At 64.5% G+C, this 14,855-nt stretch carries 13 protein-coding genes; 8 read left to right on the top strand and 5 right to left on the bottom strand.

Annotated features, from left to right (window positions below):
• The first annotated feature begins 2 nt into the window (after positions 1–2).
• Complete coding sequence (locus AC57B6_RS33815) at positions 3–857, top strand: alpha/beta fold hydrolase (protein ID WP_496422969.1); 855 nt, start codon at positions 3–5, stop codon at positions 855–857.
• A 324-nt stretch (positions 858–1,181) separates the two neighbouring features.
• A complete protein-coding gene (locus tag AC57B6_RS33820; RefSeq protein ID WP_106356843.1) occupies positions 1,182–1,565 on the top strand; it encodes a hypothetical protein in 384 nt (127 codons plus the stop codon).
• A 176-nt stretch (positions 1,566–1,741) separates the two neighbouring features.
• On the opposite strand, the gene AC57B6_RS33825 is transcribed toward AC57B6_RS33820, so the two are convergent.
• The gene (locus AC57B6_RS33825) at positions 1,742–2,677 is read right to left on the bottom strand and encodes a LysR family transcriptional regulator (RefSeq protein WP_496422970.1); all 936 of its coding nucleotides are present in this window, start codon (positions 2,675–2,677) and stop codon (positions 1,742–1,744) included.
• A 116-nt stretch (positions 2,678–2,793) separates the two neighbouring features.
• On the opposite strand from AC57B6_RS33825, the gene AC57B6_RS33830 reads away from it, so the two are divergent.
• The gene (locus AC57B6_RS33830) at positions 2,794–3,651 is read left to right on the top strand and encodes an oxidoreductase (RefSeq protein WP_216751866.1); all 858 of its coding nucleotides are present in this window, start codon (positions 2,794–2,796) and stop codon (positions 3,649–3,651) included.
• A gap of 37 nt (positions 3,652–3,688) precedes the next feature.
• Here the strand turns inward: AC57B6_RS33830 and AC57B6_RS33835 are convergent, their stop codons facing one another.
• Complete coding sequence (locus AC57B6_RS33835) at positions 3,689–4,348, bottom strand: NADPH-dependent F420 reductase (protein ID WP_496422971.1); 660 nt, start codon at positions 4,346–4,348, stop codon at positions 3,689–3,691.
• Positions 4,349–4,481: 133 nt separating this feature from the next.
• Here AC57B6_RS33835 and AC57B6_RS33840 point away from each other — a divergent pair, with 133 nt between their 5' ends.
• The 5 genes from AC57B6_RS33840 to AC57B6_RS33860 all read left to right on the top strand — a co-directional run bounded on the left by AC57B6_RS33840 (position 4,482) and on the right by AC57B6_RS33860 (position 11,973).
• A complete protein-coding gene (locus tag AC57B6_RS33840) occupies positions 4,482–5,378 on the top strand; it encodes a LysR family transcriptional regulator (protein ID WP_046569454.1) in 897 nt (298 codons plus the stop codon).
• A gap of 306 nt (positions 5,379–5,684) precedes the next feature.
• Entirely contained in the window at positions 5,685–6,281 is a 597-nt protein-coding gene (locus tag AC57B6_RS33845; protein ID WP_030103315.1) for a DUF2760 domain-containing protein, read from the top strand.
• Positions 6,278–8,128 (top strand): Hsp70 family protein, encoded by a 1,851-nt coding sequence (locus AC57B6_RS33850; RefSeq protein ID WP_408269588.1) that lies wholly within the window; start codon positions 6,278–6,280, stop codon positions 8,126–8,128. The genes AC57B6_RS33845 and AC57B6_RS33850 overlap by 4 nt, the downstream gene beginning before the upstream one ends.
• Entirely contained in the window at positions 8,125–11,019 is a 2,895-nt protein-coding gene (locus AC57B6_RS33855) for an Hsp70 family protein (protein WP_496422972.1), read from the top strand. Before AC57B6_RS33850 ends, AC57B6_RS33855 begins: the two co-directional genes overlap by 4 nt.
• 36 nt (positions 11,020–11,055) lie before the next feature.
• Positions 11,056–11,973: a LysR family transcriptional regulator gene (locus tag AC57B6_RS33860; protein ID WP_496422973.1), complete on the top strand. Its 918-nt coding sequence runs from the start codon at positions 11,056–11,058 to the stop codon at positions 11,971–11,973.
• Positions 11,974–12,038: 65 nt separating this feature from the next.
• Here the strand turns inward: AC57B6_RS33860 and AC57B6_RS33865 are convergent, their stop codons facing one another.
• Genes AC57B6_RS33865 through AC57B6_RS33875 form a run of 3 tightly spaced genes read right to left on the bottom strand, consistent with a single transcriptional unit; the run spans position 12,039 to position 14,842 of the window.
• A complete protein-coding gene (locus AC57B6_RS33865; RefSeq protein ID WP_444515682.1) occupies positions 12,039–12,686 on the bottom strand; it encodes a glutathione S-transferase family protein in 648 nt (215 codons plus the stop codon).
• Between the two features lie 7 nt (positions 12,687–12,693).
• Positions 12,694–13,926, bottom strand: coding sequence for a Rieske 2Fe-2S domain-containing protein (locus tag AC57B6_RS33870; RefSeq protein ID WP_496422974.1), 1,233 nt, complete (start codon positions 13,924–13,926; stop codon positions 12,694–12,696).
• Positions 13,904–14,842, bottom strand: coding sequence for an aromatic ring-hydroxylating dioxygenase subunit alpha (locus AC57B6_RS33875; protein ID WP_496422975.1), 939 nt, complete (start codon positions 14,840–14,842; stop codon positions 13,904–13,906). The genes AC57B6_RS33870 and AC57B6_RS33875 overlap by 23 nt, the downstream gene beginning before the upstream one ends.
• Positions 14,843–14,855 lie beyond the last annotated feature (13 nt).

Raw genomic sequence — 14,855 nt, forward strand, 5'->3', positions numbered from 1 at the left:
CCATGTCATCCATTGCCAATCGTTATGCCGACGTCAACGGCGTCAAGGTGTTCTATCGCGAAGCGGGTCGTTCGAACGCACCGAAACTGTTACTTCTGCATGGCTTTCCGAGTTCGAGCCACATGTTTCGGGACCTGATCCCCCTGCTTGCCGAGCGCTTCCATATCATCGCGCCCGATCTGCCAGGGTTTGGCCAGTCGGACATGCCGGCACGCAGCGCTTTTGCCTACACATTCGACAACATCGCCAACGTGATCGAAGGCTTCACCGAGCAGATCGGTTTCGATCGCTTTGCCATGTACGTATTCGACTACGGCGCGCCCACCGGCTTTCGGCTTGCGCTCCGGCACCCTGAGCGGATTACCGCGATCATCTCGCAGAACGGCAACGCGTACGAAGAAGGGTTGAGCGACGGCTGGAATCCGATCCGCGCATATTGGCAGGATCCTTCGCACGCCACTCGCGCAGCCCTTCGCACCATGCTGACGCACGAATCGACCAAGTGGCAATACACGCATGGCGTACCGGACACGAGTTCCGTGTCGCCAGACGGCTACTCGCTCGACGAGTTCTATTTGAACCGCCCAGGCGCCGACGAGATCCAGCTCGATCTGTTCGGAGACTACCGGAACAATGTCGCGTTGTACCCGGCATTCCAGCAGTATTTCCGCACTCATCAGCCCCGTTTCCTTGCCGTATGGGGAAAAAACGATCCGTTTTTCCTGCCGCCCGGCGCCGAGGCATTCAAGCGCGACATACCGAACGCCGAGGTGCGTTTCTTCGATACCGGACACTTCGCGCTGGAGACTCACGCGGCGGAGATCGCCGCGGCAATAGCCGGATTTCTGGTCCGCTGACCGGCAAAGACAGCATCGCGGTCGTTCATGGGATGCGCCGCTCAAACGGCGCGTCCGCGAGCTAAAGGAGAGGGGAAATGTCCAGCAAGGTAGCGATCGTGACAGGCGCGAGCCAGGGTATCGGCCGTTCGACCGCCATCAGGTTAGCGAGCGGCACGACGAAGCGTCACGAAGAACCCGTTCTGATTCCAGACTAACAGGAATATCAGGAACAACTGAGCGAGAGAAAAGACCATGGAAAGCGCCTTGCTTTGGCACCCGCTGCCAGCCCCGGCGAATTTGTGTAAGCTCATCTACGCTTTTATCGCCCAGGATCTTGCGCCCATGCCCTCTTCCATCCGCAACTCGCTCCTCTGGATCTTCGACGCGTTCGAGCGCGATCCGACCTACATCAGCAAGCGGATGTTCGGCAGCGATGCCGCTTATATCGACGGCCTGCTGTGTCTGATTGCCGCCGATCGCGACAAGCCGTGGAATGGTTTGCTGGTCTGCACGTCGCATGAGCGGCAAGCCGCGCTCATCGAGGAAGTACCTGCTCTACGGCCACACCCGGTGCTCGGCAAATGGCTTTATGTCCCGCAAGACGATCCGGCATTTGAAACCGTCGTGGAGAAAATGACGGCACTGGTGCTCGCGCGCGATCCGCGTATCGGCGTCGAACCAAAGCCGCGCAAACGCCGCGGAGCGTCCACGTTGCCAAAGACGTAACGAACATCCGCTCGTACGCAGCCGGTCGGCAAGCCATACATGATGCGACGACACCTCACCGTCAAAAAAAGGTCGCGGTACGCGAGCTTGCACCGAAGAAATACGCACGACTGTATTTCTGCCATGAGCAAACCATCATTCGTGTCTAGCGCTATTTTGACGACCGGAAGACCCGCTCACCGCGCGGCGCGAAGCTCGGCTGGCTCGAGGTAGAAATTCGTGTTTCCCGCGAGGCGTTCGACCATGAAGTCGATGAACGTCCTGACTCGCAGCGGCTGCTCGGTTCGATGGCGATAGTAGATGTAGATGGCCTCACGCTGGGTGACATGCCTGACGAGCAGCGGAACGAGTTGACCCCGCCTGATCGGCGCGGCGGCCGAAAAGCTGCCGAGTTGACCGATTGCAAGTCCGGCCAGCACGGCTTGCGTCTCCGCGTCCGTGTCGTTGACGCATAGGGTCGTCGCGATGTCGCGATAGACAATCTCGTCGCCGATCAGGAATTCCCACGGCGCCTGCTTGCCGGTATTCGCCCTTCGATAGCCGGTGCATCGGTGTGCCCCGAGTTCGTCGATGGTCCGCGGCGCGCCGTGTCGCTCGATATAAGCCGGGGACGCACAAACGATCAGTTGAATCGGCAGGAGCCGCCGCGCGATGGTCCCGCCCGAGGGTGGCGAGCCGCCCCGAAAACCGACGTCGGCGCGATCGCCGACAAGATCGGTGAAGAGGTCGTCGAACTGCACGTCTAGCCCCACATTCGGGTGCAATTCGGCAAATTCCATGAAATATGGCCACAGCACGGTATGCGCCATTGCCCTTGGCGCGCTGACCCGCAGTGGCCCGGCAATCTCGTCCTTCGAGCGCCGCGCGTCGTCGAGTGCGGACGACAGTACGGCTAGCGCAGGTTTTACGCTGTCCAGCAGGCCCTGCCCCTCCTCAGTGAGGCTCAGCTTGCGGGTGGTTCGATGGAACAGCCGGACCCCCAACTCCTTTTCCAGTTGCATCACCGCATGGCTCGCGGCCTGCGGCGAGATGCCCTGATCCACGGCTGCCTTGCGCAGACTTCCCAGCGCCGCGGCCCGGGCGAATATCGTGATCGCGCGCACTTCGTTCATGGCCATCCGGATTAGCAAATAAAAGTTGATTATCAGTCTACCGATCCATGGCTAGTTTGTGCCAATCGCCGCTCCTATGATTCGTTCACTTTCACTCGAAACGCAGGAGCAACATCATGTCAAACCCGGCAAACAACGGCTTCAAGCGCGTCTGGTTCATTACCGGTGCGTCGCGCGGCCTTGGCGCCCTGATCGTTCAGGCGGCTCTCGCTGACGGCAACGCAGTGGTTGCCACCGGCCGCAATGTGGCGGCGATCGCCGAGCGCCTTGGTGACTCGCCGGCGCTCCTGCCGGTGGCGCTGGACGTGACCAACGAAGCTCAGGCGCAAGCTGCGGTTCAAGCCGCGGTGGAGCGATTCGGCCGCATCGACGTGCTGGTCAACAATGCCGGATTCGGTTTGCTGGGTGCGATCGAGGAGTCAAGTGATGCCGACGTGCGCCGCATGTACGACACCAACGTATTCGGCCTGCTGAATATCACGCGCGCCGTTTTGCCGGTGATGCGCGCGCAGCGCTCAGGACACGTCGTCAACATGTCGTCGATCGGCGGCTATCGGTCCGCCGCCGGGTTCGGCGCGTATTGTTCGACCAAGTTTGCCGTGGAAGGCTTGACCGAGGCGTTGCACGCCGAACTGAGGCCGCTCGGCATTCACGCCACGGTCGTGGAGCCTGGTTATTTCCGTACCGACTTCCTCGACGCGTCATCGCTTGTGGTCGCCGGGAATGTCATCGCCGACTATGACGAGACCTCGGGCAATGTCCGCCGTCGCGCCGCGAGCCTGAACCACAACCAGCCAGGCAACCCGGAGAAACTCGCGGCGGCCATGATCGAACTGGTCGATGCACCAACCCCGCCATTGCGGCTGCCGCTTGGCACCGACACGCTGAAGGCCATTGCTGAAAAGAATGCCTACGTGGCGCAGGAAACGGAAACGTGGGCGGCGTTATCGGCGTCGACTGACTTTCCTGGCTGATCGTCAGCCGATCGACTGAGGGGCGCCGCAGTCCCCCTCAGTGCCGCCACGACCCATGCGCCAACTCCACATCCCGTCTCGCCGCGGCCAGTCCTTCAACCATGCCCGCACGATCCAGCGGAATGCAGTAAACCGGCTTCGCCCGTTCGAAACGCCAACTATCGGCGAGCGTTCCGGCATCGACCGGATCGAAGCCGAACTGATCGAGCAGCCCGCTCACGACCTGTTTGGCCTGCTCGTCGTCGCTAGCGAACGGCAGTGCCCGGCGATTCGGCGCACCGGTGGGCTTGCCATCCGTTTCGAGGTCCTTCGCCAGGATCGCGTTGAACGCCTTGACTACCTTTGCCCCCGGCAGTTTGGCGGCCAGCATCTGGCTAGTGGTCGTCGAGCCGCTGGCGAGCGCCTCGATCGCGCCGTCGCGGTCGGGATAGTGATTGCACGTGTCGATCACGATCTTGCCGTCGAGCGCCACAGCCGGTAACGCACCAATGCTGCCGAACGGCACGGCGACAATCACCACGTCGCCGAACTTCGCCGCCTCTTGCGCCGTGCCGAGCGCACAGCCAAGCGCCGCAGCCGTGCTGGTCAGCGTCTGCGGACCCCGGGAGTTGCTGATCATCACTTCGTGACCGGCGCTTTGGGCGAGCGCCGCCATTGCGCGGCCGATAAAGCCGGCGCCGAGTATGCCTATCTTCATGTTTCACACTCCATGTCTATCTGAGGATCGCACCTTTGAGCGCACGCCCATCGGTGAGAAGCACTATGATTCAAAACTTCATCCGGATAAACAGGCGAAATTCGACGGCTGTCGAAATCAGGAGTGGGGAATCATGGATCGTTTGACCAGCATGGCCGTATTCGTGAAAACGGCCGACAGCGGCTCGTTCGCCGCGGCCGCGCTCGCCTTCGGCATCTCCTCGCAGATGGCCGGCAAGCACGTCAGCACGCTCGAGGAACGTGTCGGCGCCCGTTTGCTCAACCGCACCACGCGCCGCCAAAGCCTCACGGAAATCGGCCAGATTTTCTACGAGCGCTGCAAGGCGCTGCTGGCGGACGCCGAAGCGGCCGAATCGGTCGCGCAGGAACTGTCGGCCTCCCCACGCGGGCGTTTGCGCATCACCGCACCGGTGACCTTCGGCACCTGCTGTCTCGCGCCGATGATCACGCGTTATCTGAAAGTTCATCCCGAAGTACGGGTCGAGTTGGCGCTGACCGACCGTTTCGTCGATCTGGTCGACGAAGGGGTTGAAGCCGCGATCCGTCTCGGCACGCTGTCGGATTCGTCCCTGATCGCGCGGCCTCTGATGCCGTACCGATTGGTGGCCTGCGCGTCGCCCGGCTATCTGGCCGAGCGCGGCGAGCCGGCCACCCCGCAAGCGCTGGCGGAACACGAATGCCTGAGCTTCGTCTACACGAGCCTGCCGGTCGAAACCGAATGGCGTTTTACCGACGCGCACGGCGAACACGTAGTCCCCATCTCCGGCCGCTTTCAGGCCAACGACGTGAAAGCGCTGCTGGCCGCCGCGCTCCATGGCGGCGGCGTGATCCTCGCGCCCGAAGTGGCGGTGCGGGACGAACTCGCCGCGGGCCGGCTGGTGCGCCTGCTGAACGGCTACAAAGCGCCCGCGCGCCCCATGCATCTGGTGTTTCCGGCCAGCCGCGCCACCCCGAAATTGCGTGCGTTTATCGACCAGGTGGTGGCCGAATTCGGCCCTCACGCCACCTGAAAAGCGCCGCCGGACATTCCTGTCAGGCGCTTTCCGCCATCCGCCAATCTCCACCCATTGAGCGCTAGAATTGCCGGCTTTGCCCGCTTCGGGCGCGCGACAAGGCAAAATACGGGTTTGCGCGGACGAAACGCACCGCAAGAACACTGCAAAACCGGATGAATCAGACCTCGGCGGCTTGCCTGCCGCCGACCCTCGCCATGACGCATGACGACTGCCCAGCAAGCCAGGCCGGCGCGCCGGGCGCGTCGCATGCGGCGCAGCCAGGACAGCTCGTCCTTTAACAGAGCCCCCTCAGGAGCATTCATGACCGATTCGAACCCCTCTTTTCTCGGCAGGATTTCACTTGCCGTGAGTACGTTTTTCAGCATCCTCGGCGACGGCGAATTCGCCGCCGGGGTATTGCGCCTGCGTAATGGTGGCGGCAGCGCCGCCGCGAGCGCCGCGCCTGCACCCACGCCTGCTCCCGTCGCGGCACCTGCACCCGCCCCCGCGCCGCAACCCGCCCCCACACTGAAGGAAGCAAGCCCCGACGCCGCGCTCCAGTTGCTCGGCCTGCTGCAACGCGACGCGCGCTTCATCGATTTCGTCGAAGAGGACATCAAGAACTATAGCGACGCCGACATCGGCGCCGCCGCGCGCCTCGTGCACGACGGCTGCCGCGCCACGCTGCGCGAGCATTTCACGATCCGTCCGGTACGCGATGAAGCCGAGGGCAGCCGCGTGACGCTGGCCGAAGGTTTCGACGCCACGTCGGTTCGCCTGACCGGCAACGTCGTCGGCAAGGCGCCATTCAACGGCAGCATCAGCCACCGTGGCTGGCGGGTCGACGAAGTGCGTCTGCCGAAGCTCACCGAAAGCCATAACGCCAAGGTAATCGCACCGGCCGAGGTGGAGCTATGAGCGACGCGCGCTTCTCAATCGGCATCGACCTCGGCACGACGCACTGCGCGCTCTCGTACGTCGACACCACCGCCAGCGACGGCGAAAAGACCGCCCAGGGCGTGCTGCCGATCGCCCAGCTCACCGGTCCCGGCGCGATCGACAACCTTGATCTGCTGCCCTCGTTTCTCTACCTGCCGCACCCGGATGAACTCGCTTCGGGCGACCTGTATCTGCCGTGGACCGGCCAGCGCGAATTCGCGGTTGGCGAATTCGCCCGCAGCCGCGGCGCGGCCACGCCGATCCGGCTCGTGTCGAGCGCCAAGAGCTGGTTGTGCCATCCGGGCGTCGACCGTCGCGCGGCGATTCTGCCGAACGACGCGCCGCCTGAAGTCGCGCGCGTGTCGCCGCTCGAAAGCTCGGTGCGCTATCTGACCCACTTGCGCGAAGCATGGGATCACGCGCACCCGGACGCGCCGTTCAGCCAGCAGGACATCACTGTGACGATTCCCGCGTCGTTCGATCCGGCCGCGCGCGAATTGACCGCCGAAGCCGCCGAGGCCGCCGGCTACGGCCGCATGACGCTGCTCGAAGAGCCGCAGGCCGCGCTCTATAGCTGGATCCAGAAGAGCGGCGGCCAGTGGCGCAAACAGGTCAAGGTAGGCGACATCATTCTCGTGGTCGACGTGGGCGGCGGCACGACCGACCTCTCGCTGATCGCCGTGATCGAGCGTGAAGGCAATCTCGAACTGCATCGCGTCGCGGTCGGCGAACACATTCTGCTGGGCGGCGACAACATGGACCTCGCGCTCGCCCACGTGGTGGCCCGCAAGCTCGCGGCGCAAGGCACCACCGCCGACGCATGGCAATTGCGCGCCCTCACCTATGCGTGCCGCTCGGCGAAGGAAACGCTGCTCAGCGATCCGTCGACCGATACCGTGCCGCTCGTCGTACCGAGCCGCGGCTCGAAGCTGATCGGCGGTTCGATCCGCACCGAGCTCACGCGCGCGGAGTTGACCCAAACGATTCTCGAAGGCTTCTTCCCGCAAGTGGAGAGCGCGGCGCGTCCGGTAAGCCGCGCGCGTGCCGGTCTGACGCAACTCGGCCTGCCGTATGCGCAGGACGCCGGCATCACGCGGCATCTGGCGGCCTTCCTGGGCCGTCAGGTGGGCGCGCTCGCCGAACTCGAAGGCTTGCGCGATCTCGCCACAGCGGAAAACGCAAGCTTTCTGCATCCCACCGCCGTGCTCTTTAACGGCGGCGTGTTCAAGTCGCCGCTGCTGGTCGAACGGATCATGGGCACGCTCAATGGCTGGCTCGCCGCTGAAGGTGCGCCGCCAGCGCGCCTGCTCGAAGGCGCCGATCTCGATCTCGCCGTTGCGCGCGGCGCGGCCTATTACGGCTACGTACGGCGCGGCCAGGGCGTGCGCATTCGCGGCGGCACCGCGCGCGCGTACTACATCGCGATCGAATCGGCGATGCCGGCCGTCCCCGGTCTCGAGCCGCCGGTGCAGGCGCTGTGCGTCGCGCCGTTCGGCATGGAGGAAGGCACCGAGGCCGAACTGCCGGCGCAGGAATTCGGGCTGGTGGTCGGCGAACCGGTGCACTTCCGCTTCTTCGGATCGTCGGTGCGTCGTCAGGATCAGGTGGGCACGCTGCTCGACTTCTGGGGTCCCGAGGAATTGCAGGAACTGGAAGAAATCCAGGCGACGCTGCCGTCCGCCGGGCGCACCGCCGGTGAAGTCGTGCCGGTGAAACTGCATGCGCGCGTGACGGAAGCCGGCACGCTCGAACTCGAAGCCGTGCCGCGCGGTAGCGACGAGCGTTGGAAGGTCGAATTCGACGTGCGCGGCAGCGCCAATGCATGACTGAGATGAAGCGCTACAGCGTCGGCATCGATCTCGGCACCAGCAACACGGTGCTGGCTTACGCCGAAGTGGGCAATCCCGCGGCGGGTTCGCAGGAGATTCGCGTCTTCGAGATCGAGCAGCTGATCAGTCTCGGCGAAGTCGCCGCGCGGCCGCTGCTGCCTTCGGTGCGGTATCACGCGGCGCCGGGCGAACTGAGCGCGGGTGATCTGCAGTTGCCGTGGCGCACAGCGGCGGACCCGGACGGCGGCACACCCGGTGAGGCCGATCAGCCCGTCGTGATCGGCCGGCTCGCGCGCACGCTCGGCGGCCAGGTGCCGGGGCGGCTGGTGGCAAGTGCGAAGAGCTGGCTGTCGCACGCGTCGGTGGACCGAGTCGCGCCGATTCTGCCGTGGGGCGCCGCGGACGATGTCCGCAAGGTCTCGCCGGTCGAAGCCAGCGCAAGCTATCTGGCGCATGTGCGGGCTGCCTGGAATCAGCGCTTTCCAGACGCACCGCTCGAAGCGCAGGACGTCGTGCTGACGGTCCCCGCGTCGTTCGACGAAGGCGCACGCGCGTTGACGGTAGAAGCCGCGCGTCTCGCCGGTCTACCTACCTTAAGGCTGCTGGAAGAACCGCAGGCCGCGTTCTACGACTGGCTGTTTCATCATCGCGAAAGCCTTGCAGCCGAGTTGGCTGACACAAAGCTCGTGTTGATCTGCGACGTCGGCGGCGGCACCACCGACCTCACGCTGATCGAAGTGCGCATGCGCGACAGTGAGCCGGAACTCACGCGCATCGGCGTGGGCAACCATCTGATGCTCGGCGGCGACAACATGGACCTCGCGCTCGCGCATCGGGTCGAGGCGCGTTTGTCTGAGGCCGGCACCGAGCGCACGCGTCTGTCGGCGGCGAGTCTGTCGCAACTGGTCGAACGTTGCCGCGGTGCGAAGGAACAACTGCTCGGGCCGCATGCGCCGGAGTCCGCTTCGATCACCTTGCTTGGCGCGGGCGCGAAGCTGATCGGCGGCGCGCGCACGGTGCAGGTCACGCGCGAGGAAGTCGAGCAGATCATCGTCGACGGATTCTTTCCGGCGGTGGCGTCGCACGAACGGCCCGGCAGACCGCGCGGCGCGATCGTCGAATTCGGCCTACCCTACGCCACCGACCCAGCCGTGACGCGTCATATCGCATCGTTTCTGAGCCGTTTCGCGGCGCAGTCGCGTAAGGCGCTGGGTTCTGCCTCTGATTCTTCTGCGCATTCGTCCAACACTGAAGCAGGTCAGGACGAGTCCTTGCCGATCCCCGACACGCTGCTGCTGAACGGTGGCGTGTTTCGCGCCGAGGCGCTCAGGCAGCGACTCGCCAGCACTCTGGGCACATGGCGCGGCGAATCGCTCAATGTCCTGCACAACGACAATCCCGATGTCGCCGTGGCGCGCGGCGCGGTTGCCTATGCCCTTGCCCGCAGCGGCCAGGCGCCGAAAATCGGCGGCGGCTCGGCGCGCAGTTACTTTCTCGTGCTCGACGAAACCGTTGACGGCGAGCCCACCGCCGAAGCAGCGCAACGCGGCATCTGCCTGCTGCCGCGCGGCACCGAAGAAGGCCACGAGATCCGGATCGAGGACCGCACATTCGCACTACGTCTCGGGCACCCGGTTCGCTTTCACCTGGCCTCGTCAAGCGCGGACACGATCTATCGGCCCGGCGAACTGACCGATCTTGCGCAAGGCGACTTCGTTCGACTCCCCCCAATCGCGACGATCGTGCAAGCGCGCGGCGCAAATCCGGCGCGTGGCGAAACGGCGGTACAGATCGCCACCTCGCTTACCGAGGTGGGCACGCTCGAGGTGCACTGCATCGAACTCGACAATCCGGCGCAACGCTGGCTGCTCGAATTCCAGTTGCGCCGCGAAGACGCCCAGGTCAACCTCCCGGCGGACCCGGCACACGCCCGGCACCCCGCGCTCGACGAAGCGATCGACCATATCGACCGATGCTTCGGCTCCCGCGCGCAAAAGGTCGACCCCAAGGAAGTCAAACGTCTGCGCTCGCAGCTCGAACAACTGCTCGGCCCGCGCGAAGCCTGGAACAGCGCGCTGCTGCGCGAACTGTTCGGTGCGCTGTGGGAGCGCGCGCGCCGCCGGCGGCGCTCGGCGGACCATGAGCGCTTGTGGTTGAACTTGGCCGGCTATTGCGTACGGCCGGGTTTCGGCTATCCGCTCGACGAATGGCGCGTCGAACAACTCTGGTCGCTGTTCGACGACGGCATTCAGTACGTCAACGAAGGCCAGGTCTGGTCGGAGTGGTGGACGCTATGGCGCCGCGCGGCGGGCGGCCTCGACGAAAGTGCGCAACTGCGCGTGCTCGACGCGATGGCCTATCTGCAAACAGCCGCGCAATCGCGCCACAAGTTGCCGTTCGACGTGTCGAAGACCGGCTTCACCGACATGCTTAGGCTGAGCGCGTCGCTCGAACGGATTCCGGTCGAACGCAAGATCGAGCTCGGCGAATCGGTGCTCACGCGCTTAAAAAAGCCCACGGAAAATCACCAGAGCTGGTGGGCGGTCGGCCGCATCGGCGCGCGGCGCCCCTTCTATGGCAGCGCGCACAGCGTCGTGCCGCCCGACATCGCAGCGCAATGGCTGGACGCGATTCTGGCGCTCGACTGGAAGAAGGTCGACCCCGCGGCCTTCGCCGCCGTGCAGCTCTCCCGCATGACCGGCGACCGTTCGCGCGACTTGCCCGAGCCGTCGCGCCAAACGGTGGTGCGCAGGCTCGAAGCGCTCAATGCGCCGCGCGCATGGATCACGATGGTCAGCGAAACCGTGGAACTCGACGACGCCGACGAAGGCCGCGTATTCGGCGAATCGTTGCCTGCGGGGCTGAAGCTGATCGCAGCAGCGCCGTGACGATCGCGTCTCAACCCACACGTACTACGCATCGACATGATCAATCTGTTTCAGGCCATGCAGGCTTTCGTCAAGGTTGCCGACGCGGGCAGTTTCGCGCAAGCCGCGGAGCAACTCAGTGTCTCGACCTCGGTTATCACGCGCCATGTGTCGAGCCTCGAAAAACATCTTGGTATCCGCCTGCTTCAGCGCACCACGCGCAAAGTCGTGCTGACTGAAGCCGGCGCGGATTATGCCGACGGTTGCCGGGTTGTGCTGGCGGAACTCGAAGAGGTCGAATCGCGTGCCACCACGACGTCGAAAGAGGTGGCGGGCGATCTGCGGATCGTGGCGTTGGGCAGTTTTTCGCTGTTCCGGCTCACACCGCTTTTTGCGGAGTACCAGGCAAAATTTCCGCACGTGAATCTGCGTGTCACGCTCACCGAGAAACGCGTCGATCTGCTCGAAGGCGGTTTCGACGTGGGCATCGTGACCGAACACATGATCCGCTCGGAATCGCTGGTGGCGCGCCGCCTCATCAATTCGCACGTGGTGCCGGTGGCGGCCGCCGCGTATCTGGCCGAAGCCGGTTATCCCGCGACCCCGGCCGATCTCGCGCGGCATCGGGTGATCGCCGCATCGCTCGACGCCAGTCCGCAGACCTGGGTATTCATTAACAAGCGCGATGGTGACGACAGCAACAACGGCAGCGAGCAAAGCATCACGCTCGATGCGTCGTTCACGGTCAACAGCATGATCATGCAGAAGCAGGCCACGCTCGGCGCAATGGGTATCGCGCTGCTTCCCCTCGAAATGGTCAGCGACGAACTGCGCGCCGGCACCCTCGTACAAATCCTCGGCGACTATACGGTGCTCAATGGGGACGTCGCGGTTTCGCTGGTTTATCCAAGCCGCGAATTCGTGCCGCGCAAGATCCGCGAATTCATCGATCTCGCCGTCGGCTATTTCAAGTGACACGAGAAACGCCGAAGACCTGCGGGCTGGATTGAACGCATGGGCGGCCTACATCCGCACTGCTCTCACAGCGCGGCGTAGACCCCGGCCATCGCCGTGAATCCCGCCAGGCGCTTGATGCGCGTGCTCCAGCGCCGGAGCGCCGGATAGTCGATCGATTCGATCCCGGCTTCGTCGAGCAGCGCTACCGGCACGAAGCAGGCGATATCCGCCACCGTAGGGGCTGCAGTCGCGCAGACAAAAGGCGTACCGCCTGCCTCATTGAACCAGCAGCGCTCGTCGAGGATACGCAAGAGCTTTCTCGCTTTGTGGCGCGCCGCATCGTCGTTAAGCGGCGCACCGTGCAGCACGTGCGTACGCATCGGAAAAACCACGCCGCTCAATTGCGCAGCGAAGCCGAGCCATGTCTGAACGTACGCGAGTTGAAGCGGATCGTCGAGCGGCAGCCAGTGCGCTGCGCCGCCCGATTCCGTGCCGCCGTAACGCCGCGCCAGATAGACAAGGATCGCGTGGGCATCGTGCAGCAACGCGCCCTGCGCTTCGAGCAGCGGCAGGGTACCGAGCGGATTCATCGCCAGAAAATCCTGCGCGGCGTTCTGCCTTGACGGGTAGAGTTCGATCCGTGCTCTTTCGTAAGGCACGCCGAGCAAGCCGAGCATCAGCCGGACCTTGTAGCTTTCGCCGCACAACTCGTCATCGTAGAGTTTGAGCATGACGGCCTCACAGATCCAGAGTCAACGTGCCGGTCGCCGCACGCGAGACGCAGACCATCATGCAATCGCCCGCGGCCCGCTCCTGCGGCGTCAGAAAATCGTCGCGATGCAGCGGCGTTCCCTCGATCACCCGCGTGCGGCACGTGCCGCATACGCCCTGCTCGCATGAACTCGGCACGTCGATGCCGTGATTGCGCAAAGTCTGCAAGACGGTGACGCCGGCGGCAACCTTGAGCGTGCGCCTGCTACGCGAAAGATAAAGATCGAAGGCGCCATCCGCCGCGTCAGGGTCCACGGGAGAACGCTTTTCGCCGGCGAGCCCCGGCGCGCCGACCGGCTTCGACAACGAACGCTGAAGCATGACCGACTGCGCGGGCGACAACGTTTGAGGCACGCAAAGCGGCAACCGATCGGGGAGCCTCTCGCTCGATAGCGCCTCACGCTGGTCGAACTGCTGCTCCAGCGCATCGCGCAACACATTGAGCCGCTGCTGATGATGCCGCTGCACGCTCAGGCGTTCGGCCGCGGCAAACGGCCCGAGCGCGACGCCATGTAAATACGTCCGCCCGGCGCGCGCCGGTTGCACCACGAACACCACACGCTGCCCGGCGTCGTCCAGTTGCTCGATCATCACCGCGTGCGGCGCGACGTCGAACGTCACGCATCCGCTTGCCTGCCATGGATCGAAGCGTGCATGGTCGAAGCAATAGCCGGCGAGCGCATGCTGCACGGCTTCGCCGGGGGCTTCGATCGCGACGGTGCGCAAGCGGACCGAACGAACTTGAGATCGCGCATCCGCGTCTTCGCTCGCGGCGAGGCTCGCGTCATCCTCGAGCTCCTCGATCGGCGCGAATGGCGGCACTTCGCCAACTGCTGCGAGACAGGTCCACACGAAGCCGTAATGCACTTCCACTGGCCACGTCTTCACCGCGACCGCCGGTGCTGCCGCATCCGGGTGCGCCGGCACGAAGCGGCACGCGCCGCTGCCGGAACTGAACTGCCAGCCGTGATACTGACATTGCAGCGCTTCGCCACGATGGTGCCCGAGCGACAAACGCACGCCGCGATGCGGACAACGGTTTTCCCATACGTTGAAGGTGCCGTCGCCGGCCCGCCACACCACGAGTTCGCGGCCGAGCAGTTCGGTGTGATAGATCGCCCGATCGCCGAGTTGATCCACGTCGCACAGCGCAAACCACGCGCGTTCGATGCGCTCTTCAGCGGCCATGAGTCGTCCCATAGGTGACCCGCTGTGCCGAGAGCCAGCGGCGGTAGGCGACCGACATCGCGTCGGCGCGCACCGGATGTTCGTCGCCCGTGCCGAGCGGCAAGCGTTTGGGCACCTGATTGACCAGAATCTTGATGTCCTGCGCGAAGATGGTTTGCTGGAAGCCGCGCAATTCGCTGTCACTGCTGGCGTCGTCGAGATAACTCATGACGGTGTGCGCGACACACCACTCCTCGTCGACCGGCTGCACGAACAGCGCGATCACGTCGAAGCGTTCGGGTTGCGGCGGACAGGTCTTGTACAGAATCGCGCTGTACGGCCGCGCCACGCGGTACACATAGCGCACATCGAGCGCGGCGCCGGCGGTCATCGCGGCGCGTGGCTGATAGAAGCGGCAGTCGTGTGCATACAGTTCGTCGTTGAGCTCGTCCCGTTCGATACGGTATGGCGCCACTTCGGTGTACGGCTCCACGCCAAGATAGCCCGTATGCACGAACGGAAAATGTCCCATGTCGAGAAAATTTTCGACGGCCCGCAACCCGCTCACATGCACGCGAAACGCGCCGGCATGCAGCAGACGCCGATCGGGCTCGTCGGCCTCGGGAATCGCCAGAATGTCGCGGCGCGGCTCGCCGGCACACACCCATAACACGCCATAGCGTGCCTGCGCATGGCACGGCGTTTGATCGTCGAGACGCCAGACGCGGTAGCTGTCTTGCGGCCGCGCCCCAGCCTGCGGCAGCGCGACCATACCGATATCGACCCCGAGCAGACGTGTGCGGGTCGCGGCGCTCGAACCGCCGGCGGCGCGAGCGGCGTCGAGCGCATCGACAGCGGCCACCGGATGCCAGTCATTCCAGATCACCTCGTCGATCGTCTCGCCGTTCATTGCTTCGCCTGCCGTACCCGCCATCGTCGCCATGCCCATAGCCCTTGCTCCG

The sequence above is a fragment of the Paraburkholderia sp. BGA-UO-ETr-F12 genome (assembly GCF_059567945.1).